We start from the raw sequence: 25,818 nt of genomic DNA on the forward strand, positions 1-25,818 counted from the left end.
GCCAAACCGGCCCGTACCGGTACCCCTGGTTTCAGGGATGCCCGACAGACCCGCAGCAGGGCCACACTGGCAAGGTGAAGACCTACCACGCGGAGTCCGCGCGGGCCGGGATCGAGGCGGCCGCGGCGGCCGGCCTGTCCTGGGAGGACTTCGGCCTGACAGCGATCGAACTGCTGGAGCGGGCCATCCCCAACGACGGCATCTGTCTCGGACCGGCCGACCCTGCGACCAGTCTGCTCACCGGCCGGGTCAAGACCGGTCTGCACGGCGCGGACGAGGTCGCGTTCGTACAGCACGAGTACGGCGCACCGGACATCAACAGGTTCTCGGAGCTCGCGCAGCGCGACATCGGCGTCAGCATCCTGGACGAGGCCACCGGCGGCCGGCCGGAGCTCAGTGCCCGGCACCGCGACATGGTGGCGAACGCCGGTCTGCGCCACGAGATGCGCGGCACGATGCGGTCGAACGGCCGGATGTGGGGCTTCTACACGATCTACCGCGAGCTGGGCCGGACCGGGTTCTCACCGGCCGAGGCAGGGTTCATGCACCGGCTGGAGCCTGTACTGACCCGCGGACTGCGACGCGGGCTGATCACCGCGGAAGTCGAGCGGCAGGACAGCGGTGCGGCCGTGGTGATCGTCGACGCTGCCGACCGGATCGTGTCGGCGACACCGGCTGCCGAGGAACGGATCGCCGACCTTGGCGGCGCGGTCTGGGACCGGCTGCCCGTGGCAGTCGCCATCGTGGTGTCGGCTGCCCGCGGCGTACCTGGATTGGCCACGCAGGTACCGCGAATGCGCCTGCGTAGCCGATCCGGGCAGTGGCTGACTGTTCACGCCGCACAGGTCCGTGGGCCGCACGGCCTCAAGCAGGACATCGCCGTGACGATCGAACCGGCTGGTGTGGCCGCGGTGATCCCGCTGATCGTCGCAGCGTACGGACTGACCGAGCGCGAGCAGACCGTCGTACAGCAGGTACTGAGCGGCGCCGGCACGAACGAGATCGCACGGCGCCTGCACCTGTCTCCGTACACCGTGCAGGACCATGTCAAAGCCGTGTTCGACAAGGTGGGTGTGTCGTCACGCGGTGAGCTGACGTCACGGCTGTTCTTCGACCACTACGCGGGGCGGCTCGGCCAGGACGTCGGTGCGGACGGATGGTTCAGCGAAGGCTGACCAGCGGCTCCGGCCGGTGTACGCCGCGCGGGCGGTACCCGAGCGCGTCGGACACGCCCAGGTAGTCGGACAGCAGCCAGATGATCGCCAGCCACATCTCCGTGCCTTGCAGGCCGGGGATCGCGCGGTCGTCGGTACCGTCCGGCGCGAACGCGAACCCCTCCCCGTCGACCCAGCGGGGCAGGATCGCGCGCAGTTGCTGCTCGGCCCAACGGCGCCCTTCGGCCTCGCCGTGCGACGTCTGCTTGCGGGCCAACCAGAGTGGATGGATGACGTCGAGAACGTTGCAGGCGTTGTAGTTGTCGCCGCTGAACATCCGCTTGTCGTTGCTGTGGGCAAGCACTGTGGCGACGGCCTGTTCCGGGTACGGCAGCGGCAGGCCGAACTGGGCGTACGTACCGCGGGTCAGGCGGTAGAAGCCGTTCACGACCTGCAGCAACCCGTCGTCCGGATGCGGCGTACCCCACATCCCGGTCGCCGGATCGACCCGCGTGAGCAACCAGCCCATCAGCAGCTCGAGTTGCCCCGGATCACCGCCATCCTGCAGGGCGAGCGCCGTACCGAGCGCATCGATCCCGGACCCGGCCGACCAGGCTCTTCTTGCCCAGGGCAACTTGTCGAGCTCGGCCAGCTCGAACGAGGTGTCGATCGGCGAGGCGAAGCTGCTGTCGAGCAACTGCAACGCGTAGCCGACACACAGTACGTGATAGCTCGTAGGGCCTTCCAGCACAGTGATTTCGCCTGCCTCAGAGCGCAGGACGCGGACGAGGTCGTCGCGGGAATGACCGGCCGGCGTACGGCGTACCAGCAGGTCCGCGATCTCGATCGCGTCGCACCACGGCCGGATCTCCGGCGCGTGCTCGAGGCCGGGCCGATCGACGAAACGCGAGCCGTCCCAGCAGCGTGCGAGTATGTCGTCCACCTGGCCGCGGGCCTTCGCCGCGAACTCGGCCAGCGCCGTGCTGAGGTCACCTGACATGGATGCTCCTGTCCGTGAGCGGAGAATACGCGCGGGGTTGCCGGCCGCCACCGAGTTCGCCGGGATGTCCTTCGTGACGACCGCACCCGCGCCGATGATCGTGTGTGGGCCGACCGTCACGCCGTCGAGGATCGTGACGTTCGAGCCGATCCAGACGTCGTCGCCGATCGTGATGCCGAGCGAGGTGTGCGGCTGCTTGAAGATCGGCTCACCCGGCGCGGTGCCGTGGTTGAACGCGAGCAGCGACGTGTGCGCGCCGATCCGGACGCCGTCGCCGATCGTCACCTCACCCCGGACCGCGGAGAACGGGTTGATCGTGGAGTCGGCGCCGAGGCTGATCCGGCCGGTGACGTAGGCGTGCGCGGCGATGTACGAACGCTCCCCCATCCGGAGCTCGTCGCAGTACACCGCGGCCGACTCGGCGACGTACACGTCGTCCGCGAGCTCGACCGACCCGCCGAGGCGCGCCTGCCGTTCGGCCTGCCGCTCGCGTTCGGCCCTGGACGCCGTCCGCTTGTACTCCCAGGGCAGGAAATCCAGCCGCAACGGCTCGTGAGAAGGCATGGGAAAACGCTATCCAAATCCTGTCGCTCAGGCTAGTCCCGGAAAGCCGCTGCTAACCTCCCGTCTGACATGAACACTTTTCCGTCTGCGCGAGGGGTGGCCGGGCGATGACCACGAGCGGATCGGTGCCGGACGACGACGGTCCGGCCGGCAGTACGCGCCGCACCCATCGGGTCACGATCAGCGACCTCGCCCGCCGGCTGCACATCTCGAAGGCTTCGGTCTCGTACGCCCTGAACGGTCGCGCCGGGGTCAGCGAGGAGACCCGCCAACGGGTCCTGGACCTGGCTGAGGAGCTGGGTTTCCACCCGAACTCCGCGGCCGTCGCGCTGTCCGCGAGCCGCACCCGCACGATCGGGATCGTGATCGCGCGGGACCCGACGCTGATCTCCACCGAGGCGTTCTACATGCGCACGCTGGTCGGCATCGAGCAGTACTTGAACGAGGTCGACTCCTCGCTGCTGCTGCGGCTGACCGGCGAGCACGGCGAGGACCTCGACGTACTGCGGCGCTGGTCACGTCAAGGTCGCGTCGACGGGTTCATCCTGTTCGACGAGCTCGAGGACGACCAGCGGATCCCGCTGCTGAAGGAGCTCGGGATCCCGTGTGTGGTGGTCAGCTCGAACGAACCGGACGACACGGTCGGACGGCTGATCAGCTCCCCGACCGAGACGGTCGAACTGCTGCTCGACCACCTGCTCGAACTCGGGCACACGGACATCGCGCACGTCAGCGGGCCGTTCACGTTCATCCACGAGCGGCTGCGGGTCCAGACACTGCGCGAGTACGCCCGGCGGCGCGGGATCGCCGTACGGCACGTCGAAGGCAGCTACCGGTACGACGACGGCGCCGAGCTGACCCGCCGGCTGCTGACCGGGCCGAACCCGCCGACCGCGATCGTGCTCGGGAACGACCTGATGGCGGTCGCGGCGCTGCGGGTCGCGACGGAACTCGGTACGGCGGTGCCGGGCGAGGTGTCGGTGCTGGCGTGGGACGACTCGCCGCTGTGCGAGCTCGCCCGTCCCGGGATCACCGCGGTCGACCAGAAGACGATGGAACGCGGCCGCGCGGCCGCCGACCTGCTGCTCCGGATCGTCACCGGCAACACCGCCCCGCACGAAGAAGCACCCCCAGGCGAACTCCGCACCCGAGAGTCCTCCGGCCCCGCCAGAAGCTGAAAACCCCCGCCCCTCGCTCCGCTCGGGGCGGGTTGGGGGGCGGGCGACTCCGCCGCGGCGCGGTTCGGGGTGCGCGAACTCCACCCGGCGCAGGGGCGGGATTCGGGGTGGGCGACTCCGCCGCGGCGCGGTTCGGGGTGCGCGAACTCCACCCGGCGCGGGAGCGGGATTCGGGGTGGGCGACTCCGCCGCGGCGCGGTTCAGGGTGCGCGAACTCCACCCGGCGCGGGGGCGGGATTCGGGTGGGCGGCTCCGCCCGCGGCGCGGTTCGGGGTGCGCGAACTCCACCCGGAGCGGGAGCGGGATTCGGGGCGGGCGACTCCGCCCGGGGCGCGGTTCGGGTGCGCGAACTTCACCCGGGGCGGGGGCGGGGTGGACGAGCTCCGGATGCGGGAGTTCTGCGGGACTGCACGACGCTAACCCCAGATCACATCCTCGTAACGAAGGGGGTTCTACTGAACCGGTTAGGGTTTCGAAACTTAACCGGTTAGGTCAGGATGGGCCCGATCCGCCCCCGCAGGTCCGCGGGGGCTCGAGACGGGACGAGGAGTCCGACGTGAGACTGCGTTCGCTTGTAGCCGCGGTGGCTGCGACCGCCATGGGAATCAGCCTCGCCGCCTGTGGTGGTGGCGACAAGAACGACACCTCCGGCGGCAGTTCCGGGGACCAGACGCTGACCTACTGGGCCAGCAACCAGGGCACCAGCCTCGACAACGACAAGGAGGTGCTGACCCCGGTCCTGAAGAAGTTCACCGACGAGACCGGGATCAAGGTCAACCTCGAGGTGATCGGCTGGAACGACCTGCAGACCCGGATCCAGACCGCGATCACCTCCGGCCAGGCGCCGGACGTGGTCAACATCGGCAACACCTGGGCGGCCTCGCTGCAGGCCACCGACGCGTTCCTGCCGTTCGACGGCGACGCGATGACCGCGATCGGCGGCAAGGACAAGTTCGTGCCGACGGCTCTGGCGACCGGCGGCAAGGAAGGTACCGACCCGACCTCGGTCCCGCTCTACGGTCTGGCGTACGGCCTGTACTACAACAAGGCGATGTTCGCCGCGGCCGGCCTGCAGCCGCCGAAGACCTGGGAGGAGATGGTCACCGACGCGAAGAAGCTGACCGTCCCGGGCAAGCAGTGGGGCATGGCGCTGGCAGCCGGCAGCTACACCGAGAACGTGCACTTCGCGTTCATCAACGCCGCGCAGAACAAGGCCGACTGGTTCAACGGCGAAGGCAAGCCGACCTTCACCGGTGACGGCAACGTGCAGGGCGTCCTGCGGTACCTCGACCTGATGCAGAAGGACAAGGTCGCGAACCCGTCGAACGCGCAGTACGACAACGGCACCAAGTCGGTGAACGACTTCGCGACGAAGAAGGTCGCGATGGTGATCAACCAGAACAACGCCGACTCCTCGATCGTCGCCAACGGCATGAAGGCCGGCGAGTACGGCGTCGTACCGTTCCCGGCACCGGCCGGCGGCGAGCAGGTCGCCAGCCACGTCGCGGGCATCAACCTGTCGGTGTTCAAGAACACCAAGCACAAGGACGCGGCGCTCAAGTTCGTCAAGTACATGACCGATGCGACCACGCAGAGCACGCTGGACAAGCCGTTCGCCGCGCTGCCGGTACTGAAGGACGCGAAGCCGAACTTCACCACCGACGCCGCCGAGGCCGCGACCTTCCAGGACGTCTACAACACCAAGTCCAAGCCGCTGCCGCTGGTACCGGCCGAGGACCAGTTCGAGAGCACCGTCGGCAAGGCGATGAACTCGATGTTCGCCAAGATCGCGACCGGCGGCACGGTGACCGCCGACGACGTGAAGGCGGCCCTCAAGACCGCTGAAGACCAGGTGGCGGCGAGCAGCTGACGATGGCCGTCGCAACCGAAACCGCGGCTCCGGCGCAGACCAAGCGCCGGGGCCGCCCCGAGCACCGGCCCGGGCTGAACCGGTGGTTGCCGTACGCACTGCTGGCCCCGGCGGTACTGCTGGAACTGCTCATCCACATCATCCCGATGCTGGTCGGGATCTGGATGAGCTTCGTGAAACTGACCAAGTTCTTCATCGCGAACTGGTCCGCCGCGCCCGGCGCGGGGCTGAACAACTACAAGGTCGCGCTCGACTTCGACAATGCGGTCGGGCAGGGACTGCTGAAGTCCTTCGGAGTCACCGTCGCGTTCTCGCTGATCACGGTGGCCTTCTCGTGGGTCCTGGGGATGGCCGCGGCGGTCGCGTTGCAGCCAGAGTTCCGCGGGCGTGGCATCGTACGGACGCTGTTCCTGGTGCCGTACGCACTCCCGGCGTACGCGGGCATCCTGACGTGGAACTTCATGCTGCAGCGCGACACCGGCGCGGTGAACCACGTGCTGAACCAGCTGCACCTCAGCGACGGCAAGACGTTCTGGCTGATCGGTGGCAACGCGCTGATCTCGCTGATCACGGTGGCCGGGTGGAAGCTGTGGACGTTCGCGTTCCTCACACTCATGGCCGGTATGCAGAGCATTCCGCGGGACCTGTACGAGGCCGCGTCGGTGGACGGCGCCGGCAACATCCGGCAGTGGCGCAACATCACCCTGCCGTCACTGCGTCCGGTGAACCTCGTATTGGTGCTTGTGCTGTTCCTGTGGACGTTCAGCGACTTCAACACGCCGTACGTGCTGTTCGGTACGGCGCAGCCACCGGCCGGTGACCTGATCACGTTCCACATCTACAACGCGTCGTTCCTGACCTGGAACTTCGGCACCGGTGCGGCGATGTCCGTACTGCTGCTGATCTTCCTCATGATCGTCACGGGCGCGTACCTGCTCGTCACCGGAAGGAGGTCGCGTCGTGCGTGAGACCCGAGGTTTCAAGATCTACCGCGGTGTCGTGCTGGTCGTGCTCGGGCTGTTCGTTTTGATCCCCTTGTATGTGATGGCGACGTCGTCGCTGAAACCGTTGAAGGACGTGCAAGGTGCGTTCACTTGGTGGCCGTCGAACCTGACACTGGCGCCGTTCGTGGACATGTGGAAGACCGTGCCGCTGGCGAAGTACTTCGTGAACTCCACGATCGTGTCCGTGTCCGCGACGGTATTCTCGGTGGCGATCGCGATTCTCGCCGCGTTCGCGGTGTCGCGGTTCCGGTTCCGTGGGCGGACCGTGTTCACCACGACCGTTCTGTCGACGCAGATGTTTCCCGGTGTGCTGTTCCTGCTGCCGTTGTTCCTGATCTTCGTGAACATCAACAACTCGTTCGGGTTGCAGCTGGTCGGGACGCGGCTCGGGTTGATCATCACGTACCTGACGTTCAGCCTGCCGTTCTCGATCTGGATGCTGGCCGGGTACTTCGACAGCATCCCGCGTGAGCTGGACGAGGCCGCGCTCGTGGACGGGTGTGGTCCGATGGGTGCGCTGTGGCGGGTAGTACTGCCTGCTGCACGTCCCGGGGTGATCGCGGTCGCGATCTACTCGTTCATGACCGCGTGGGGTGAGGTGCTGTTCGCCTCTGTCATGACAACTGAGGCCAACCGGACGCTCTCGGTCGGGCTACGCCAGTACTCCACCCAGACCAACATCTACTGGAACCAGATCATGGCCGCCGCACTGGTGGTCAGCGTCCCGGTCGTCATCGGCTTCCTCCTGGCACAACGACACTTCGTCGCCGGCGTAACCGCCGGCGCGGTCAAATAGGACGCATGTACTTCGAGGGCTACACGCCGGGTGCTCGCGTCGAGCACCCGGCCACGATCACCGTCGACCCAGACCGCCGTCATCACCTTCGCCGGGCACCTTCGACAGGAGGTGTCTACAGCGGGTAGTGCACCTGAGCGTGATTGGAGACGCGCGTACACCGTCTCGCTGGTGCACTACCTGTCGAGCGGTACCCCAGACCCTGTTCAGTTGAAGAGTTTTTCGCCCCAGTAGGAGCCGGGGGTTACGCCGGGTGGGCAGGCGAAGATGGCGGAGCCTACGTGGTGGATGTACTCGTTCAGCTTGTCGTTCTTGGCGAGTTGGGTCTGGATCGGGATGAACTGTTTGCGCGGGTCGCGTTGGTAGGCAAGGAAGAACAGGCCGGCGTCCAGGCGGCCGAGGCCGTCCGAGCCGTCGACGAAGTTGTAACCGCGACGGAGTAGCTCGGCGCCGTTGTTGAACTGGGGGTGCGCGAGCCGGACGTGCGAGTCGGCCGGGACCTTCGGTTCGCCGTCGGAGTTCTTCGCGGCGAAGTCGATCGCGTCGAACTCGTCCGCCTTGCCGAGCGGGGCGCCGGTGCCCTTGCCGCGGCCGATGATGCCCTCCTGCTCGCCCAGCGACGTACGGTCCCAGATCTCGATGTTCATCCGGATCCGGCGCGACACCAGGTACGAGCCGCCGACCATCCAGTCCGGGCCGTCCTCGGGCTGTACCCACAGCTGCTGTTCGAGCTTGGCGGCATCCTCGAGCTTGAGGTTGTTCGTACCGTCCTTGAAGCCGAACAGGTTCCGTGGGGTGGCCTGGGCGCGCGAGGTGGAGGACGTACGACCGAAGCCGAGCTGGGAGTACCGTACGGCGACCCGGCCGAAGCCGATCCGCGCCAGGTTGCGGATCGCGTGGACGGCGACCTGGGGGTCGTCGGAGCAGGCCTGTACGGCGATGTCACCGTACGAGCGGGCTTCCTCGAGGTCGTCGCCGATGAAGTGCGGCAGGTCCACGAGCGCCTTGGGGCGGTTCGCCGCCAGACCGAACCGTCCGTCGAACAGGCTCGGCCCGAAGCCCACGGTGATCGTCAACCGCGCCGGCGGCAACCCCACCGCCTCACCGGTGTCCTCCGGCGGCGCCTCGTCCGGTCCGTTCACCGCACCGTACTGCCCGATGTCCCGCCCGCCCGTAAGAAGCGCAGCCGCAGCCGTCCACTCCTTCAACAACCCGACCAGTTCTTCACGCTTCGTCGTAGTCACATCAAACGCCGCAAAGTGCAGACGGTCCTGCACCGGCGTAGTAATCCCAGCCTGATGAGCCCCATGAAACTCCACAGGCCCGTTGTTGTCCGCCGCCTGCGTCGGCTCACTTGCCAAAGCCGAGTGTGCGGCGTACCCGGCGACTCCAGTGGCAACAGCAGCACCTGCAGCCCCGAACAGACCCCGGCGCGAGATTCCTTTACGTTCCGTCATTTCTTTGCGATTACTCCTGCTACCTGGCTGACCGGTTCGGCTAGGCCGTCTACTGCTGAGCCGAGGGTCTTTTTCTCTGCCTCGGTGGCGGTGTAGGGCTTGAAGCCGTCGCCTGCTCGGTACTTGTCCAGGGCGGTGAAGACTGTTTTGAACTGGGTGTCGAGGGTGGTGACGAGGGCGGGGTTGCGGGTTTGGAGGGCGGGGCGGAGGGCCTGGATGGCGGCCTGGGAGCCTTCGACGTTTGCTTCGAAGTCCCACAGGTCGGTGTGCGAGTAGCGGTCCTCCTCGCCGGTGACCTTGCCGGTGGCGACCTCGTCCAGCAGCTCCTTCGCGCCGTTCGCCAGCTGCAGCGGCGTCAGCTTCACGACCTTTGCCTTCGCCACGACCGTCTTCACATCGATGAGCAGCTGGTCGGCGTACTTCTCCATGCCCTTGGTGGTGTTGGAGACCCAGAGCGCCTGCTCGATCCGGTGGTACCCGGTCCACTCGGTACCGGCCTCGACATCGTTCACCCGGGCGTCGATCTTCGGGTCGAGGTCGCCGAACGACTCCGCGACCGGCTCGATCCGTTCCCAGTACGTCCGCGACACCGGGTACAGCGCCTTCGCCTTCACGACGTCGCCGGCCTTCACCGCGGCGACGAACTCGGTGGTCTTCTGCTCCAGCGCGACCGCCTGCGAGTTCACGTACCGCTGGTAGCTCTCGGTCGCCTGCTTCAGCAGCGCGTCCTCGGAGACCTGCGACGGCGCGTCGCCGGTGACGTTCAGCTCACCACGGATCCCGTCGCCGACCATGCCCGGCTTGCAGACCGCCTGGTATTTGCCCGTCGGCAGCTCCACGATCAGGTCGCGCTTCAGGCCGGGCCCGATGTTCTCGACCTCACCCATCACCCGGTCACCGTCTGCGTACACATAGAACTCGGTGACCTTGCTGCCACCGTTCGACACCGAGAACGTACTCGTACCGGACTTCACGTCCCGCCGGCTCAGGTCGCACCCGGAGTCGGTCGCCTTCACCGACACCGGCCCGGTGCCGTCGTCCTTCGCGGCCGGCTGATCCTTCGCACACGCGGACAGTGCGGCCAGACCGATGACGGCACCAACGATTGAGGCCTTGCGGCCGAATGACGCAGACATGTTTCTCCAGGGGTTCAGGCCGCTTTGTGAGCGGTCGTCGCCGGCACGGCAGGCGGGGTGGAACTCTTCACCGGGCGGAAGTACAGGAACATCACCGGGACGAGGTAGACGACCCAGGCGGTCGCCTCCAGCACGGTCGGTGCCGGGTTGAAGTTGAAGATGCCCTTGAGCAGTACGCCGTACCAGCTGGCCGGCGGGATCACCTGCGAGATGTCGAACGCGAGGTGGCCGATCCCGGGCAGGATGCCGGCCTCCTGCAGGTCGTGGAAGCCGTACGCGAAGATGCCCGCCGCGACCAGTACGAGTACCGCGCCGGTCCACTTGAAGAACACCGCGAGGTTGATCTTCACCGCGCCCTTGTAGATTGCGACACCGAGCAGCACCGAGGTGGCAAGCCCGAGCAGTACGCCGATGAGCGGTACGGCGGTGGTCGCCGTCGCCGCGGACGCGTACACGATGAACGCGGTCTCGATGCTCTCCCGGAACACGGCGAGGAACGCCAGGATCACCACCGCGCGGGACCCGACCTCGAGCGCCTGGCCCATCCGCTCGCGCAGTTCCTTGGCGATGCTGCGGGACGCCTTGCGCATCCAGAAGATCATCCAGGTCACGAAGCCGACCGCGAGGATCGACATCACGCCGCCGACGGTCTCCTGGGTGGTGAACGACTTCGCGGTCAGCGCGGTGACGAACTGCAGCAGACCCCAGGCGGCGGCCGCCACGGCGAGGGCCGTGGCAACGCCGATCCAGACCAGTTTGAGCCGATCCCGATGCCCGGACTTGACCAGGAACGTCGCGAGGATGCTGACCACCAGCGATGCCTCGAGTCCTTCACGGAGTCCGATCAGATAGTTCGCGAGCATGGCGGGGACACTTTCGTCTTCTTAGGTACGGCTAACCTTGATGAGGTTAGCCTAAGAAGTCCCATTCGCCTACCGTGACGTACGCCGCACTGTGGCCCGGGCCCTCCCCCAGCCGGGACTCGATCAGCTGCAGACTGCCCGCGGTCCAGACCGGGCTCTGGTAGTTCTCGAAGATCCGCACCCACTTGGTGACGTCCAACTGCCGGCGCAACCGCGCCAGCGTCAGGTGCGGCGTGAACTTGCGTCCCTCGACCTCGATCCCGGCCCGGTTGGCGGCTGCGCGGGTCGTCATCGACAGGTGTTTGAGTGATTCCGTGTCGTCGCGGACGCCGGCGTACAGCACCCGGGCGGCCGGCACGCCGGGGAACGCGCCCGCTCCGGACAGTTGCAGTTCGAACGGTTTCTGTCGCTTCGCGGCCCGCTCCAGCCGCTCCTCGAGGTCCTCGGTCTTCCAGTCCGGTACGTCGCCGAGGAACGCCAGCGTGAGATGCCAGTGGTCGTCCGCCGCCCAGCGGATGTCGTCGTCCGGATGCTCCCGGCGCGGCTCGACGAACTTGCTCAGGTCCTCCACAACTTCGGTTGGTGGCACCACGGCCACGAACAATCGCATCCCTCGAGATTAGAGCGTGCCAGGGACAGGCCGCGTGCTAATTTGGCGTTGATCGACTGGACGTGGCTAGGGTTCCGCCGCCTGCGGGCGGGCTGGTCCGAGCGCCACGACCCACCGCGACGGTGGGCATCTGAAGGGGCAAAAGCCTGGTAGGGCGACGTCGGCGCACTTGACCGTGCCGTCGAACGCCCGAGGTGATGCCCCGTGTTCCGTGCTGTTTCCGGATTTCGCTCCGTCCTCGCCGTGCCCCGCGTCCGCGGACTGGCGCTGAGCTCGCTGCTCGCCCGGTTGCCGAAGGGCATGATGCCGTTGACCCTGGTACTGCTCGTCAGCCGGCAGACCGGGTCGTACGCGCTCGCCGGTACTGTGACCGCGCTGTTCTCGCTCGGCGACGCGGTGACCGCTCCTTGGCAGGGGCGACTGGTCGACCGGTTCGGGTACGCACGCGTGCTGATTCCGATCGCCGTCGTACATGTCGCGGCCACGATCGGGGTGGTGACGACGCGGTCCGCCGCGGTGCTCTGCGTACTCGCCGCGGTCAGCGGGCTCGGCGTACCGCCCGTCTCGGGGGCGATGAAGGCACTGCTGGCCGAACTCGTCCCGGAGGAACGGATGCCGGCCGCGTTCGCGATGGAAGCCTTGCTGCAGCAGAGCTTCTTCCTCGTCGGGCCAGTACTCGCAACCAGCCTGATCGCATTGGCCGGACCCGCTCCAGCGGCCGTACTGGCGGCGCTATTAGTTGCTGCGGGCACCCTTTGGTTCGTGGTCGCGGCCGGGCCGGTACGAGGCTCCCGGCGCGGACGTGGCGGACGCGGTGCGCTACGAATCCCCGCAGTCCGGGTGCTGTGCACGACGACGTTGCTGCAGAGCCTGACGTACGGCGTACTCCCGATCGCACTGGCGGCCGCGGCGACCCGGGCCGGTGCGCCGGCCGCGGCCGGAGTCGTGCAGGCGGCACTGACGTTGGGTGGGGTGATCGGCAGCATGTTCCACCGACCGGCGAGGTATCAACGGCTGCTCGCGATGTTCGCGTGCTGCCTGGTTCCGCTGGCGTTGTTCGCGACGCTCGCGTCGGCGGTAGGGCTGGTCGGGCTGGTCGGGCTGGGGCTCACGCTGGCCGGTACGGGGTTGCTGGCGACACCGCTGGCGACGTCTGCGTACCTGTTGATCCAGCGGGCCACGCCGCTCGGCAACCGGACCGAGGCGTTCGCGTGGCAGTCGACCGGGCTGGCGATCGGTACGGCACTCGGGTCGTCGATCGGCGGCGTGCTGGTCGATCGGGGTGGGCCGGTGCTCGCGTTCGCGCTGCCACCGCTCGCGGTCGGGCTGGCGGCGGCGCTGATGGCGGCCGTTCGGCGGGTGCCTTCGGTCTTCGATTGAGTCAGACTGCATTTCGTGGAACTCAAGCTGCCGTCGCCGTGCGTCGTGATCCTGGTCGGGCCGGGGGCGTCGGGGAAGTCGACGTGGGCCGCGGAGCACTTCGCGGCGGAGCTGGTCGTTTCGAGTGATCGGTTGCGGGCGCTTGTCGGTGCTGGGGAGGACGACATCGCGGCGAGTACGGATGCCTTTGCGTTGCTGGATGTCGTGGTGGAGCAGCGAATCGGGCGTCGGTTGACCACTGTCATCGACACCCTGGGACTGGATCGGGAGCGGCGGGTTCGGTGGTTGGCGGCGGCTCGGGGGGCCGGGATGGCGTGTGTCGCGGTGGGGTTCGATACGGCGGCTGAGGAGTGTCGGCGGCGGAATCGGGAGCGGGCGGAGAAGCGGATTCCGGCTGAGGTGCTGACGGCTCAGCTCAAGGCCTGGCGGCGGGTTCGGGAGGAGTTGGTGGGCGAGGGGTACGACGACGTACTCGAGCCTGCTGCTGCTCGGGTGGTGCCGAATGCGTTTGTCGAGTCGACTGCGGCGCAGGCCCGGCAATCCGAAGCACCGGTGGGGTTGCGGTTCGGGTTGCAGGTGGGGAGTTATACGCAGCCGGCGGGGCGGGCGGGGCTCGGCGCTTGGGTGCGGGAGGTGGCGGGGCGGGCTGAGGCGGCTGGGTTCGATGCGATCTACGTGATGGACCACTTCCGGCAGATTCCGCAGGTGGGGCGGGCCTGGGAGGACTTTCTGGAGAGCTGGACGACGCTTGGGTATCTGGCTGCGTGTACGACGCGGGTGCGGTTGGGCACGCTGGTTTCGGGAATCACGTACCGCAACGTCGCGCATCTGGGAAAGATCGCGGCGACGCTTGACGTGTTGAGTGGTGGGCGGGCCGTGTGTGGCGTCGGGCTGGCGTGGTTCGAGGCCGAGCACAAGGCGTACGGGTGGCCGTTTCCCTCGGTGAACGAACGCTACGCGCTGCTGGAGGACGCCCTGCAACTGCTGCCCGTTTTATGGGGACCAGGCAACAAACCGTTCCACGGGAAGGTCCTGGACATACCGGACACCACTTGCTATCCCCGTCCTCTGCAAGAGCATCTGCCTTTGCTGGTTGGTGGCAGCGGGCCAAGGACCCTACGCCTGGCAAGCCGTTACGCCGATGCGGTGAACGTCTTCGGCGACGTAGCCGCGGTGCGCGAACGAGCAACCCACCTGACAAACGCGATCGATCTGACACACCTCTCTACAACGCTGGTAGGAAAGGACCGCAATCAGCTCGACCAGCTGATTCGCACCCTCCGCCCGCGGAACGCCAACCCAGAAAAGTACGCGGCAGCAGTCAACGCAGGAACAGTCGACGACCAGATCGGGAGATTCCGCGAACTGTCCGAGGCCGGGGTCAGCGAGGTGATGCTCGCCCTCCCCGACCTGGACACCCTGGAGACAGTGGGCCAGGTGATCTCAGCGTTCCGTCAGTAGCCCCGCGGGATCACGCCCGGTCAGGCCGAGGATGCGGTCGAACGTAGGCGCGTCGGCCGGTACGGGGATCCGCGGTCCGTACATGCCGAGCTCGCGCCCCTGCTCCACGCCGGCGAGCATCGCGTCGTGCACATGCGCCAGCAGGTCGGCGGGCAGTTCCAGCCGTTGCCCGGTCGCGACCGCGAGATCCCAGCCGTGTACGACGAGCTCGCCGACGATCATGTCACCCATGACGGGCGCGGGCAGCAGCTGCGGCGTACCCATGCTGGTCTCGCCGGCCCAGGCGCTCGTGGGCGCCCACGACGACTTCATGTCGTCCAGCAGCGCGAGCAAGCGACCGCGCCAGTCGCCGGCCGTCAGGTCCACCTCGGACTCGGCGGCGGCCGGCTGCGGAACAGACTCCTTGCGGCCCGCGCCGGCAAGCGACGGGCCCCAGAACAGCAGATGGTTGACCAAGGCCCGTACGTCGTACTCCGTGCACGGAGTCCTGTTGGTGAGCTGGTCATCGGTGACGGCGCGGGCGACCGCAGCCATGGTTTCGGCAGCGTTGGAAACGTATGACATGGCGGCGATGCTAGGCAGCGCCGGCCCGCTGGGTATTGAACAAAGGCGACATAGACTCGGCACGGTGGAGCGGGACGTTCGTGAGCTGGCGAGTGCGTGGAGCACGTACCAGCGCCACGCGTTCCACAGCCCGTCGCCGGCGCTCGCGCCATGGGTGGAGCGTTACTGGGAGGCTCGCTGGGACTATGCCGAGCCCTACCGGCAGAAGATCGTGCCGTACCCGAACGTGCACCTGTCGTTCGGCGGCGGCCGCGCGGACGTCAACGGCGTGTCCAGCGGCTACCAGGTCAAGGTTCTCGAGGGCCGCGGACAGGTCTTCGGCGTCGCGTTCCGGCCGGGCGGCTTCCGTCCGTTCCTCGGTGCCTCCGTCTCGACGATCACCGATCACGTCGTCCCGGCGACCGAGGTGTTCGGCCCGGACCTGCCCACGACGCTCGACGTGCCGGCCGTGGAGGCGTTCCTGCTGAAACACCTGCCGGACGATGACACCCGGGTGCGCGAGGCGGTCGCGGCGGTCGAACTGATCGCCGAGGACAAGGCCGTGACCAGGGTCGAGCGCCTCGCCGGTGAGCTGGGACTGAGTACGCGCGGGATCCAACGACTGTTCGCGGAGTACGTCGGCATCGGGCCTAAATGGGTGATCCGCCGGTACCGCCTGCACGAGGTGACCGAGCGGATGGCCGCCGGCGGGACGATCGACTGGGCCGCACTGGCGGCGGACCTCGGCTACGCCGACCAAGGCCACTTCATCCGCGACTTCAAGAGCATGTTCGGCGAGCCACCCGCCTGGTACGCACAGCGGTACTAGCCGGGCAGATCCAGCTTCAGTAGCGCGTTCTCGATCAGTTCGGGCATCGCCGGGTGGATCCAGTACTGGCCGCGCGCCATCGTGTACGCGTCGAGGCCGAAGCTCATCGCCTGGATCACCGGCTGGATCACGGTCGGCGCCTGCGGCCCGATGATGTGGCAGCCGATGATCTGCCCGGTCTCCGGATCCGCGAGGACCTTCGCGAACCCGGTGGTGTCCTCCATCGCCCACCCGTACGCGATGTCGGCGTACCGCTGAACCGCTGCCACGTAAGGGATCCCGCGTTCCCGCGCCTGCTCCTCGGTGAGGCCGACGGAGGCGATCTGCGGCGAGCTGAAGACCGCGTGCGGGACGAAGCGGTGGTCGGCCTCGATCCGGTCGTCCGGGTTCAGCAGGTTGTGCTTCACCACCCGGGCCTCGTGATTCGCGACGTGCTTGAGCTGGTGCGGGTTGGTCACGTCGCCGAGCGCGTAGATCCCGTCGACGCTGGTCTGCTGGTACGCGTCCACGACCACGCGTCCCTCCCGGTCGACCTCTACCCCGGTGGCGGCCAGGTTCAGCAGGCCGGAGTTCGGCTCGCGGCCGACGGCAACCAGGAGTTCGTCCACGATCAGCTCGTCGGAGCCTTCCGGGTGCAGCATGCTGAGCAGGATCGTGCCGTCGTCGCGACGAGCTACGCGGACGGTCTCGTGCTCGAGGCGTACGTCGTACTTCGCCTGCGCGATCTCGGTGTACCGGGCGGCGATCGCGCCGTCCTCGGGCCGGAGCAGCTCCTTCGAGCGGGCCACGATCGTCACCTCGACCCCGAACGCGGCGAACACGTGTGCGAACTCGGCCGCGACGAACCCGCTGCCGATGATCGCGATCCGGCGCGGCAGCTCGTCGAGCCGCATGATCGTGTTCGAGGTGTGGAACCCGGTCTCCTCGAGGCCCGGGATCGGCGGCACGATCGGCCGGCTGCCGGTGGCGATCACGAACTGCTCGGCGCTGAACACGCTGGTCGAGCCGTCCTTGCTGTCCACCGTGAGTTCCTTGAACCCGGTGAACCGTCCGGTGCCGTCGTACATGTGCACGTTGGCGTTCTCCGCGTTGTGGTGCCGGTACTCCGAGCCGCCCGCCGAGATCGGGTCGATCCGGCCGAAGATCCGGTCCCGGACGTCGGTCCAGCGGACGCCGAGCAGCTGCTCGTCGACGCCGTACCGCGAACTCACCGACGGGGTGGCGGCGACGTCGGCGGCGTGCACGAACATCTTGGTCGGGATGCAGCCGAAGTTCAGGCAGGTGCCGCCGAACGTCCCGCGCTCGACGATCGCCACCTTCCGGTCCGCGAACCGCCGGTTCACGATCGTGTTCCCGGAGCCGGTCCCGATGACGACGAGGTCGTAATTGGTCACACCCCATTGTGCGCGTTACCTGCAAAGGACCCGTCGGGCAGGGAGGATGGGTGGGTGGCAGGTGGTGAGCTGGTGAGCATGAACGGCACGGTCGTCTGGGACGGCGTCGGGACCCTACGGATCCGGTACGACCGGACGCTGACCGGGCTCGAGCCGATGGCCGGCTCGTTGTTCGCGCGCTTGGGTGGACGGGTGCTGCCGGTCGAGGCGTTGCAGTCGGTCGAGGTGTACGACGGCGGCCTGCGGCTGGTGCTCCGGGACGGGGCCGACCCGTTGCAGGCGGTCAGTGGCGTCGAGGTCATGGGCGACCTGTACGACTTCCCGGACGTCGACCCGGCGGTCGCGGAGCAGGTCGCGGGCGACATCCGCCGTACGCTCGCCCGCCGTGACGTACCGGCGGCCGCCGCACGCTGGCTGGTCGCGCCGCCACCCGCTCCGGACCGGATCGCCGGTCGGGACGCGACGCTGTCGGTGGCGAACGGACAGCTCACGTTCACGTACGAACTCCGCGCCGGGCGCCGGAAGAAGGCGAACGGCAACCCGTGGTCGGTGCCGCTGGGCACGATCCTCGAGGTGGAGTGGAGCCCGCACCGAGGTGGGCTCGGCGGCCGCGGCTACCTGCGGATCGGTACCGACCGGACGCCGCTCGACCGCCCGAAGCCGAAGCACGACCCGGCCGCGATGGTCAGCACCCGCGACGCCGACCTCGACGTACTGTTCTTCGCCGCGCGGCTACTGACCCGGATCCGGCCTTAGGCGGGCTGGGAAACTTTTCGCCGCCTGGCGCAACTTTGTTTCCCAGCCGCCGGCTACGCGACCCGGGGTCCGAGCTCGGTGTCCGCGGGGGCGGCATCGACGACCGCCTTGTCGGCGAGCAGTTCGGTTTGGGGCAGTACTTCGAGGTGCGGGCGCGGCAGCAGCCGCGGGCGGATCGCGAGGCCGCGCCGGCGCGAGAAGTACAGCACCGAAGCAACCGTGCCGAGGACGGTCAGCCCGCCACCGACGACCAGCGAGTAGCGGGCGCCGAGCTCCTGCCCGACCCAGCCGATGAACGGCGATCCGATCGGCGTACCGCCCATCAGGACCGTCATGTACAGCGCCATCACCCGGCCGCGCATGGTCGGCTCGATGCTCAGCTGCATGGTCGCGTTCGCGGACGTCAGCATGGTCAGCGAGGCCAGCCCGACGATCGGCAGCACCAGCGCGAAGCCCAGATAGCTCGGCATCAGCGCGCTGACCACCTCGGCGACGCCGAAGGCCAGCGCCGCGCCGATCACCAGCCGGGCGCGGATCCGGACCCGGCGAGCGGCCAGCAGCGCACCGGCCAGCGAGCCGATCGCGAGCACCGAGCCGAGGATGCCGTACTCGCCCGCGCCCTTGTGGAAGACCTGGGTCGCCATCAGCGCCGAGGTGAGCTGGAAGTTCAGCCCGAAGGTGCCTGCGAAGAACACCGCGACCAGCACCATCATCAGCTCCGGCCGGCGCCACAAGTAGCGGATACCGTCGCGGATCATGCCCTTGTCGCGGGCCGCCGGTTTCGGGGTATGCAGCTCCGCGACCCGCATCATCCGCAGTGAGACGATCACGGCGGCGTAGGTGAAGCCGTTGATCAGGATCACCGGACCGGTGCCGATCCAGTTGATCAGCAGACCGGCCAGGGCCGGGCCGAGCAGGCGGGCCGCGTTGAACGACGCGGAGTTGAGGCCGACCGCGTTGGACAATTCGTCACGACCGACCATCTCGACCACGAAGGCCTGCCGGGTCGGTGCGTCGAACGCGGTGCCGACGCCGAACAGCAGGGCCAGCAGGTACACGTGCCACGGCTGGACCACACCGGCGATCGTCAGACCCCCCAGAGTCAGCGCGACCGAGGCCATCGCGATCTGGGTCATCGTCAGCACCTGACGCTTCGGGAAGCGATCGGCGACCAGGCCGGCGTACGGACCGAGCAGGAGTGCGGGCAGGAACTGCAGACCGGTGACGATGCCGAGCGCCGTCCCGGAGTGGGTGAGCTCCAGGACCAGCCAGTCCTGGGCGACCCGCTGCATCCAGGTGCCGACGTTCGAGACGATCGCACCGGAGGCGTAGAGCCGGAAGTTACGGACCTTGAACGCGCGGAAGGTGGGGCTCATCGAGCCGCCAGTCGTTCGAGAACAGGTGCTGCCTTGCGCAGGATGTCGCGCTCCTCGGGGGTCAGTTGCTTCAGTTTGGTCTGCAGCCACTCGTCGCGGCGCCGCCGGTTGGCCAGGATCAGGTCGTCGGCGCGGTCGGTCAGTTCGACGACGATCTGCCGCTTGTCGGTCGGATGCGGGCGGCGGACCACCAGGCCCGCCTCCTCCATGTTCGTCACGATCCGCGTCATCGACGGTGGCTTGACCTGCTCGTGGGCGGCCAGCTCGCCGATCGTCATCGCCTCGTGCTTGGACAGCGCGCCGAGCACGCTGAGCTGGTTCGCGGTCAGGTCGTGACCGGGTTCACGCTGCCGCCGGATCTGCCGGGACAGCCGCAGGGTCGACGACCGCAGTGCGCTCGCCAGCCCGACGTCACTCTTCACCTGCTGGGCTACGACTTCGGGCATGTCTTTACCTTAACTCATTACCTTTGCTAACTAAAACCCACGACCACGAGCTGGTATTCCCGAACCGGAGAACGGGTAGTGGTCCGCTGGAGCGGACTACGCTCCGCGGGCGCAGGCGCGGCGGGCGGCGCTGGACGCGACCACTACCCGTTCTTCGGTACGCGACGGGCTAGGGTTCCCGCCATGAGTGCTCAGCTGGAGCGGTACGAGCAGCGGTTCCGGCGGGCGGGGCTGCCGCTGTTCATCGAGGACTTCTCGCCGACGCACGACATCTTCACGCGAGCCGCGCCGCTGCTCGTGGTCGTGTTCCTGATCGAGATGCTCGGCGCGACCTCGCTCGACTGGCACTGGTGGCAGAACCTGCTGGCCGCGCTCGGCGGGCTGGTCGTCCTGATCGCCGGCTTCGGGCTGCTGAACAGGTTCCGCGGGCGGCCGTTCTGGTCGCTGCCGACCCGGTTCGGCATCCCGGAGCTGGCGGTGTTCGTGTTCCTGCCCGCGCTACTGCCGGTGGTCACCCAGGAGCAGGTGCGGCAGTTCTTCGGCATCGCGATCGCCAACCTGGTGCTGGTCGGGATCGCGTACGTGGTGATCGGCTACGGCCTGATCGCCACGACGTACTGGGGTCTGCGCCGGCTCGCGAGCGAGCTCGGCAACTCGTTCGCCAGCCTGGTCCGCGCCCTCCCGCTGCTGCTGGTCTTCTCCCTGGTCCTGTTCGTGACCGCGGACATGTGGCAGGTCTTCGGCGGCATGCCGACCGCGTTCATCGTGCTGCTGATGGTCGCGTTCACCGCGCTGAGCACGCTGTTCCTGCTGATCCGGCTGCCGCACGAGGTCGACGCGATCGAGCGGGACGCCGGCTCCGGGCCGCCCCTGCGCCGCAGCCAGCGGATGAACCTGAGCATCAGCCTCGTGATCCGCCAGTGGATGCAGGTCCTGGTCGTGAGCGCCGGCGTCGGCCTGTTCTTCGTCGGCTTCGGCATGCTCGCGATCAGCAAGCACGTCTACGACCAGTGGGGCGTCACGCCTGGCTCCTGGTCGTACGACATCACGCTGATGCACCACCCGCTGCTGATCAGCGCGTCGCTGGTCAAGGTCGCCGTCGGGATCGCGAACTTCACCGGCCTGTACTACTCGATCGCGCTGCTCACGGACTCGACGTTCCGCACCGACTTCCTCGACAACGTCAGCGCGGAACTCCGCGACCTCTTCACTGCCCGGACGGAGTACCTGGCCTTGCGGGACTCAAGTGGGCTGACAGAAAGCCCAACTCGTAGTGCGTGAGGCTTGCCGTGTCGGCCATGTGAGTGACGTTCGACAGCGGAAGCACCTGGTGCGGACGACCGGCCGCGGTCAGTGCCGCGGAAAGCCTGAGGGTGTGGGCGGCGAACACGTTGTCGTCGGCGAGGCCGTGCACCAGGAGGAGCGGCCGGCGTAGGTCGGCGGCGTACGTCATCAGCGACAGGCGGTCGTAGACCTCAGGGTTGTCGCGGGGATGGCCGAGGAAGCGCTCGCGCCAGTGCGTGTCGTACAGCCGCTGATCGGCGGGTGCGGCGCCCGCGACGGCGACGTGGAAGTCGTCCGGTCGGAGCATGACGGCAGCCGCGGCGAGCAGGCCGCCGTAGCTCCAGCCGCGGATTCCGACCCGGGTCAGGTCGAGCGCACCGGTCTGCTCGGCGGCGGCGTGCAGCGCGGTCACCTGGTCCTCAAGCGGCGCCGTCAGCGTGTCGAGGTAGACGGCCTTCTCCCACGCCGGCCCGCGTCCCGGCGTACCGCGGCCGTCCGCGATCACCACCGCGAACCCCTGCTCCGCGAACCACTGCGCGGTCGCGAACGCACCACTCGACCGCCGGAGCACGAGCTGTGCCGCGGGGCCTCCGTACGGTGACATCAGCACCGGGAGTTGGCCGCCTTCGTACCAGGACGGCAGGAGTACGGCGGTCCGCAGTTCGAGCTTGCCCGCGCGCAGCCAGGTGATCCGCGGCGTGACGATCGGCTCGGCAGCCCGGGACTCGACGGTGCGATCCGGTTGACCCGTTCGGCGTACGACGAACGACCGGCCGGTCTCGGTGTTCGACTCCAGGAGGAGCGTGTCGCCGGTGCGGGACCCGGTGTGCGTGCCCGGTCCGTCGGACAGGCGGCGGAGCTCACCGTCGTACAACCACAGGTGATTCTCGGTCGGCTCGTCGCTCGCCTCGAACAGGATCGCCTCGCCGTCGACCTGCAGTACGCCGCGGACCTGCAGACCCGCGGGCGTGACCGGTACGTCGTCGATCGTCAGGTGCCGGGTCTCGCCCGCGTCGGCGGTATGTACGAGCCTGCCGGACGCCGTCCGCGCCGGGGTGCCGGGGATCAGCTCGACCCACTTGGCGTCGCGCTGCTCGTGGAGGAGCTTCGTCTCTCCGGTGTCAGGATCGCCCGCGAGCACGAGGAGAGTGCCCTGGTCACGGGACTCTACGGCGAACAGCGGGCCGTGCGCGTCCCACGTCGCCGCCGTCAGGTACTCGTACGCCGGGCGGTCCCAACGGAGCTCGACCGCGCCGCCGTCGAGGTCGAACGCGTGCAGCGTGACGATCGCGTTCGCAGTACCGGCAACCGGGTACGCGACCTCGCGGGGCGGGCGCTCCGGGTTCGCGGGGTCGGCGATCCACCAGCGCTGCACCGGGGTCTGGTCGACCCGGGCGGCGAGCAGCCGGGTACCGTCCGGGGACCACCAGTGCCCGCGGGTCCGGCCCATCGACTCGGCGGCCTCGTGCTCGGCGAGACCCCAACTGACCTCGGGATCGTCGTCGCCGGCCACGGCCCGGTTGTTGCCGGTGGCAAGGTCGACCACGTGCAGCTGCCGGCCGGTGACGTACGCGACCCGGCGGCCGGTCGGGTCGATCCGCGGGTCGACCACCCGGCCGGCGGTCCAGACCTCGCGCGGGAGCGCCTCCGGACCGTCGAGGTGGTACAGCACGCCCTGGAGTGCGAACACGATCTGGCGGGCGGAACGATCGGTCGAGTAGGCAACGATTCCCGACGTACGCTCGCGCCCGCGTTCCCGGCGTACCCGCTCCGCCTCGGGCAGCGGACCCCCGGCGTCGAGGTCCTCCGGGGCCACCACGAGCTGTTCCTCGCCGGTCGCAGTGAGTTGCCACAGGCAACTTGTACCGTCCTCCGGGCCGGTGGTCCGGAGGAACAGGACGTGTTCGGTGCCGAGCGTGAAGGCTTTGGGCAGGCCGTGGGTGAAACGGCCGGTGCGGGCGGATTGGGCCGGAAAGTCCTCGATCAGGTCCACTCTGCTCAGGTTAGCCAGTCGGTCAGCGGGCCGATCGCGAAGTACACCACGAACAGCGCCGAGACCACCCACATCAGCGGGTGCACCTGGCGGGCCTTGCCGCGGACCAGTTTCAGGATCACGAACGAGACGAACCCGGCGCCGATCCCGGCCGAGATCGAGTACGTGAACGGCATCAGCACGATCGTCAGGAACGCCGGGAACGCGACCTCGATGTCGTCGAAGTCGATCCCCTTCACCTGCGTCATCATCAGGAAGCCGACCAGGATCAGGGCCGGCGTCGCCGCCTCGTACGGCACCAGCGTGACCAGCGGCGCGACCACCATCGAGATCAGGAAGCAGATCCCGGTCACCACACTGGCCAGACCGGTCCGCGCGCCTTCACCGACGCCGGACGCGGACTCGATGTACGACGTGTTGCTGGACACCGATGCGGCGCCACCGGCCGCGGCCGCGAGGCTGTCGACGATCAGGATCCGCTGCGAGTTCGGCGGGATGCCGTCCTCGTCGTTCAGGCCGGCCTCGGCGCCGATCGCGGTCATCGTACCCATCGTGTCGAAGAAGTCCGCGAGCATCAGCGTGAAGATCAGCAGCAGCGCGGACACCACGCCGACCTTGCCGAACGAGCCGAACAGGTTGAACTCGCCGATCGTGTCCAGGTTCGGTTTCGTGAACCAGTGGTCGGGCAGCTTCGGCACGCTCAGGCCCCAGCCGCCCGGGTTCTTGTCGGACCGGGCACCGATGTTGCCGATCGCCTCGATCACGATCGCCACCACGGTCGCGGCGAGGATGCCGATCAGGATCGAGCCCTTCACCTTGCGGGCGTACAGGATCGCGATCAGGACCAGGCCGAACACGAACACCAGGACCGGCCAGCCGCGGAGGTTGCCGCCGACACCGAGTTCGACCGGCGGGCCGCTGAGCGCGGCGGGCCGGCGTACGAAACCCGCGTCGATCACCCCGATGAACGCGATGAACAGGCCGATGCCGACGCTGATCGCGACCTTCAGCTGCAGCGGTACGGCCTCGAACACCGCCTTCCGGAAACCGGTCAGCACCAGGACCAGGATGATCAGGCCCTCGAGCACCACCAGGCCCATCGCGTCCGCCCAGGTCATCTTGGTCGCGACCGAGAACGCCAGGAACGCGTTCAGGCCGAGGCCGGTGGCCAGCGCGAGCGGGAAGTTCGCGACCACGCCCATCAGGATCGTCACCACGCCGGCCACCAGCGCGGTCGCCACGGCGATCTTCGCGATCGCGGCGGCCGGGTCGGTGCCACCGCCGACGAACTGACCGGCGCCGTCCTTGACGGTGCCGATGATCAGCGGGTTCAGCACGACGATGTACGCCATCGTGAAGAACGTCACGAGGCCGCCGCGGATCTCGCGGCCGATGGTCGATCCGCGTTCGGTGATCTTGAAGAACGAGTCCAGGGGACCGTGCAGGGAGCGGGCCGGAGCGGCCTGGGACGAGCTCATGACCCGCATAGTGCCAGTTCCTACCCGCCAGTTGCGAGCACTTACGTCAAACCGTTGCGGTTAAGCTGGGGGCGTGACCGAGGAGCAGGGGGTATCGCGCAAGCGCAGTGACCCGACGAGCCAGTTGGCGCGTGGTGAGCTGGTGCATGCGGAGGTCAAGCCGCTCGACCTGTCCGGGATCCCGAGCGTGATCACCGGCATCGTGCTCTGGGTGGTCGCCGGGGTGGTCCTGTTCTTCTTCCGCGGCCGCCTCTCCGCCGACGGCCTCGACTGGTGGCTGTGGGTCCCGGTCGCCGGCTTCGGCCTCGGCCTGATCGGCCTCTGGTACTGCAAACGCCGCTGGACCGCCATCCAAGCCGGCCACCGCCCCGCCACCGAGGACTGATCCTCCGCCCAGTCCGAGCGCTCCGGGGTCAGGCCTCGGGTTGGGTCAGCTCGAGGTTGTCGTAGCCGGTGGTGTCGAAGGCGTGTTCGGGGGTGGGGTGGTCGGTGATTTCGATGGTGGCGTCGGAGTGGGCGCCGCAGCCGTAGTCGTACGCGACGACGCGTGCCTCGCCGGGGGCCATCTCGTTGGCGCAGACGCCGAACGCCTGGCCGAGGCTGTCCGCGAGGCGGATCCAGTAGCCGCAGGAGTGACACTTGTACGGGACGGCCTGGGCGATCGGGGACGACGGGCCGAACTCGCCGGCGTACCAGCGTTCGGCCGCCTCCTCGCGCCCGAACGGCGACAGCACCCGCTCGCGGCCGAGGCCGAGCTCCTCGACGACCGTGAGTACGTCCTCGGGGGCGTCCGTGGTGTCGGTGAAGCCGGGCTCCAGGCGCGGGTCGTCCGGATGCGTCGGGAACAGGTCACCCGGGCGCAGGTCGCCGGGCTGGACGCGCTCCGACCACGGGACCCACTCCGGCGCGACGACCGCGTCGTCGCCGGGCAGCATCACGACCTCGTTGACCGTGACGGTCTTCGCCCGGGAGGCGCGGGTCAGCGTGACCGCCCAGCGCCAGCCGCGGTACCCGGGGTGGGTGGACGCGAAGTAGTGGGTGACGAGGCGCTCGCCCTCGACCAGGTGACCGAGGTGCTCGCCGACCTGAGCGGCGCCGGCCTCGGCGATCGCGGCCTCCCGCGCCGGTTCGACCGCCGCGACGCAGACGGCGTCGGGCTTCGCGCGGACCGGTTCCGGTGCTTTGACGGGAGTCACAATCGCCCATTCTCGCACGCCTTTGCGCGTACGCAGAACCGCCCCGGACC

23 protein-coding genes are annotated in these 25,818 nt (G+C 68.3%); 11 read left to right on the forward strand and 12 right to left on the reverse strand.

Annotation, left to right across the window (positions count from 1 at the left end):
• The first annotated feature begins 74 nt into the window (after window positions 1–74).
• Window positions 75–1,175: a response regulator transcription factor gene (locus tag ACFYRU_RS04430; protein ID WP_387652851.1), complete on the forward strand. Its 1,101-nt coding sequence runs from the start codon at window positions 75–77 to the stop codon at window positions 1,173–1,175.
• Here the strand turns inward: ACFYRU_RS04430 and ACFYRU_RS04435 are convergent.
• Complete coding sequence (locus tag ACFYRU_RS04435) at window positions 1,162–2,718, reverse strand: acyltransferase (protein ID WP_387652853.1); 1,557 nt, start codon at window positions 2,716–2,718, stop codon at window positions 1,162–1,164. The two genes, ACFYRU_RS04430 and ACFYRU_RS04435, sit on opposite strands and share 14 nt — an antisense overlap.
• Before the next feature lie 107 nt (window positions 2,719–2,825).
• Here ACFYRU_RS04435 and ACFYRU_RS04440 point away from each other — a divergent pair, with 107 nt between their 5' ends.
• The 4 genes from ACFYRU_RS04440 to ACFYRU_RS04455 all read left to right on the forward strand — a co-directional run bounded on the left by ACFYRU_RS04440 (window position 2,826) and on the right by ACFYRU_RS04455 (window position 7,566).
• Window positions 2,826–3,896, forward strand: a complete 1,071-nt coding sequence (locus ACFYRU_RS04440; RefSeq protein ID WP_387652855.1) for a LacI family DNA-binding transcriptional regulator — start codon at window positions 2,826–2,828, stop codon at window positions 3,894–3,896.
• A gap of 556 nt (window positions 3,897–4,452) precedes the next feature.
• Complete coding sequence (locus ACFYRU_RS04445) at window positions 4,453–5,766, forward strand: ABC transporter substrate-binding protein (RefSeq protein WP_387652857.1); 1,314 nt, start codon at window positions 4,453–4,455, stop codon at window positions 5,764–5,766.
• Between the two features lie 2 nt (window positions 5,767–5,768).
• Window positions 5,769–6,734 (forward strand): carbohydrate ABC transporter permease, encoded by a 966-nt coding sequence (locus tag ACFYRU_RS04450; RefSeq protein ID WP_387652859.1) that lies wholly within the window; start codon window positions 5,769–5,771, stop codon window positions 6,732–6,734.
• Window positions 6,727–7,566: a carbohydrate ABC transporter permease gene (locus ACFYRU_RS04455; protein WP_387652861.1), complete on the forward strand. Its 840-nt coding sequence runs from the start codon at window positions 6,727–6,729 to the stop codon at window positions 7,564–7,566. Before ACFYRU_RS04450 ends, ACFYRU_RS04455 begins: the two co-directional genes overlap by 8 nt.
• Before the next feature lie 206 nt (window positions 7,567–7,772).
• Here ACFYRU_RS04455 and efeB read toward each other — a convergent pair whose 3' ends face one another.
• The 4 genes from efeB to thpR are packed head-to-tail and all read right to left on the reverse strand — an operon-like array spanning window position 7,773 to window position 11,632.
• Window positions 7,773–9,023: an iron uptake transporter deferrochelatase/peroxidase subunit gene (efeB, locus tag ACFYRU_RS04460; RefSeq protein ID WP_387652863.1), complete on the reverse strand. Its 1,251-nt coding sequence runs from the start codon at window positions 9,021–9,023 to the stop codon at window positions 7,773–7,775.
• Complete coding sequence (gene efeO / locus ACFYRU_RS04465) at window positions 9,020–10,159, reverse strand: iron uptake system protein EfeO (protein WP_387652865.1); 1,140 nt, start codon at window positions 10,157–10,159, stop codon at window positions 9,020–9,022. The genes efeB and efeO overlap by 4 nt, the downstream gene beginning before the upstream one ends.
• Window positions 10,160–10,173: 14 nt before the next feature.
• Window positions 10,174–11,022 (reverse strand): iron uptake transporter permease EfeU, encoded by an 849-nt coding sequence (gene efeU / locus ACFYRU_RS04470; RefSeq protein ID WP_387652867.1) that lies wholly within the window; start codon window positions 11,020–11,022, stop codon window positions 10,174–10,176.
• A gap of 46 nt (window positions 11,023–11,068) precedes the next feature.
• The gene (gene thpR / locus ACFYRU_RS04475) at window positions 11,069–11,632 is read right to left on the reverse strand and encodes an RNA 2',3'-cyclic phosphodiesterase (RefSeq protein WP_387652869.1); all 564 of its coding nucleotides are present in this window, start codon (window positions 11,630–11,632) and stop codon (window positions 11,069–11,071) included.
• Between the two features lie 204 nt (window positions 11,633–11,836).
• On the opposite strand from thpR, the gene ACFYRU_RS04480 reads away from it, so the two are divergent.
• The gene (locus tag ACFYRU_RS04480; RefSeq protein ID WP_387652871.1) at window positions 11,837–13,012 is read left to right on the forward strand and encodes an MFS transporter; all 1,176 of its coding nucleotides are present in this window, start codon (window positions 11,837–11,839) and stop codon (window positions 13,010–13,012) included.
• A 15-nt stretch (window positions 13,013–13,027) separates the two neighbouring features.
• Window positions 13,028–14,473, forward strand: coding sequence for an LLM class flavin-dependent oxidoreductase (locus ACFYRU_RS04485; protein ID WP_387652873.1), 1,446 nt, complete (start codon window positions 13,028–13,030; stop codon window positions 14,471–14,473).
• Here ACFYRU_RS04485 and ACFYRU_RS04490 read toward each other — a convergent pair.
• Window positions 14,456–15,037 carry a TIGR03086 family metal-binding protein gene (locus ACFYRU_RS04490; protein ID WP_387652874.1) on the reverse strand — a complete coding sequence of 194 codons (582 nt, stop codon included), beginning with the start codon at window positions 15,035–15,037 and terminating at the stop codon, window positions 14,456–14,458. The two genes, ACFYRU_RS04485 and ACFYRU_RS04490, sit on opposite strands and share 18 nt — an antisense overlap.
• Window positions 15,038–15,101: 64 nt before the next feature.
• Between ACFYRU_RS04490 and ACFYRU_RS04495 the strand changes: the two genes are divergently transcribed.
• On the forward strand, window positions 15,102–15,845 hold the full coding sequence (locus tag ACFYRU_RS04495) for a DUF6597 domain-containing transcriptional factor (RefSeq protein ID WP_387652876.1): 744 nt from the start codon (window positions 15,102–15,104) through the stop codon (window positions 15,843–15,845).
• On the opposite strand, the gene ACFYRU_RS04500 is transcribed toward ACFYRU_RS04495, so the two are convergent.
• A complete protein-coding gene (locus ACFYRU_RS04500; protein ID WP_387652877.1) occupies window positions 15,842–17,239 on the reverse strand; it encodes a mycothione reductase in 1,398 nt (465 codons plus the stop codon). The genes ACFYRU_RS04495 and ACFYRU_RS04500 overlap by 4 nt on opposite strands.
• 54 nt (window positions 17,240–17,293) lie before the next feature.
• Between ACFYRU_RS04500 and ACFYRU_RS04505 the strand changes: the two genes are divergently transcribed.
• On the forward strand, window positions 17,294–17,995 hold the full coding sequence (locus ACFYRU_RS04505; protein ID WP_387652879.1) for a DUF4429 domain-containing protein: 702 nt from the start codon (window positions 17,294–17,296) through the stop codon (window positions 17,993–17,995).
• 53 nt (window positions 17,996–18,048) lie between these two features.
• Here ACFYRU_RS04505 and ACFYRU_RS04510 read toward each other — a convergent pair whose 3' ends face one another.
• Entirely contained in the window at window positions 18,049–19,371 is a 1,323-nt protein-coding gene (locus ACFYRU_RS04510; RefSeq protein ID WP_387652881.1) for an MFS transporter, read from the reverse strand.
• Window positions 19,368–19,817 (reverse strand): MarR family winged helix-turn-helix transcriptional regulator, encoded by a 450-nt coding sequence (locus ACFYRU_RS04515; protein ID WP_387652883.1) that lies wholly within the window; start codon window positions 19,815–19,817, stop codon window positions 19,368–19,370. The genes ACFYRU_RS04510 and ACFYRU_RS04515 overlap by 4 nt, the downstream gene beginning before the upstream one ends.
• A gap of 183 nt (window positions 19,818–20,000) precedes the next feature.
• On the opposite strand from ACFYRU_RS04515, the gene ACFYRU_RS04520 reads away from it, so the two are divergent.
• Complete coding sequence (locus ACFYRU_RS04520) at window positions 20,001–21,098, forward strand: hypothetical protein (protein ID WP_387652885.1); 1,098 nt, start codon at window positions 20,001–20,003, stop codon at window positions 21,096–21,098.
• Here ACFYRU_RS04520 and ACFYRU_RS04525 read toward each other — a convergent pair.
• Window positions 21,025–23,094, reverse strand: coding sequence for a prolyl oligopeptidase family serine peptidase (locus ACFYRU_RS04525; RefSeq protein ID WP_387652887.1), 2,070 nt, complete (start codon window positions 23,092–23,094; stop codon window positions 21,025–21,027). The genes ACFYRU_RS04520 and ACFYRU_RS04525 overlap by 74 nt on opposite strands.
• Before the next feature lie 5 nt (window positions 23,095–23,099).
• Window positions 23,100–24,572 (reverse strand): NCS2 family permease, encoded by a 1,473-nt coding sequence (locus ACFYRU_RS04530; protein ID WP_387652889.1) that lies wholly within the window; start codon window positions 24,570–24,572, stop codon window positions 23,100–23,102.
• A 73-nt stretch (window positions 24,573–24,645) separates the two neighbouring features.
• Here ACFYRU_RS04530 and ACFYRU_RS04535 point away from each other — a divergent pair, with 73 nt between their 5' ends.
• Window positions 24,646–24,957 carry a DUF2530 domain-containing protein gene (locus tag ACFYRU_RS04535; RefSeq protein ID WP_387652891.1) on the forward strand — a complete coding sequence of 104 codons (312 nt, stop codon included), beginning with the start codon at window positions 24,646–24,648 and terminating at the stop codon, window positions 24,955–24,957.
• A 28-nt stretch (window positions 24,958–24,985) separates the two neighbouring features.
• Here the strand turns inward: ACFYRU_RS04535 and ACFYRU_RS04540 are convergent, their stop codons facing one another.
• Entirely contained in the window at window positions 24,986–25,768 is a 783-nt protein-coding gene (locus tag ACFYRU_RS04540) for a DUF3027 domain-containing protein (RefSeq protein ID WP_387652893.1), read from the reverse strand.
• Window positions 25,769–25,818 lie beyond the last annotated feature (50 nt).

It is taken from the genome of Kribbella sp. NPDC004536 (assembly GCF_042873835.1).
GTDB lineage: Bacteria > Actinomycetota > Actinomycetes > Propionibacteriales > Kribbellaceae > Kribbella.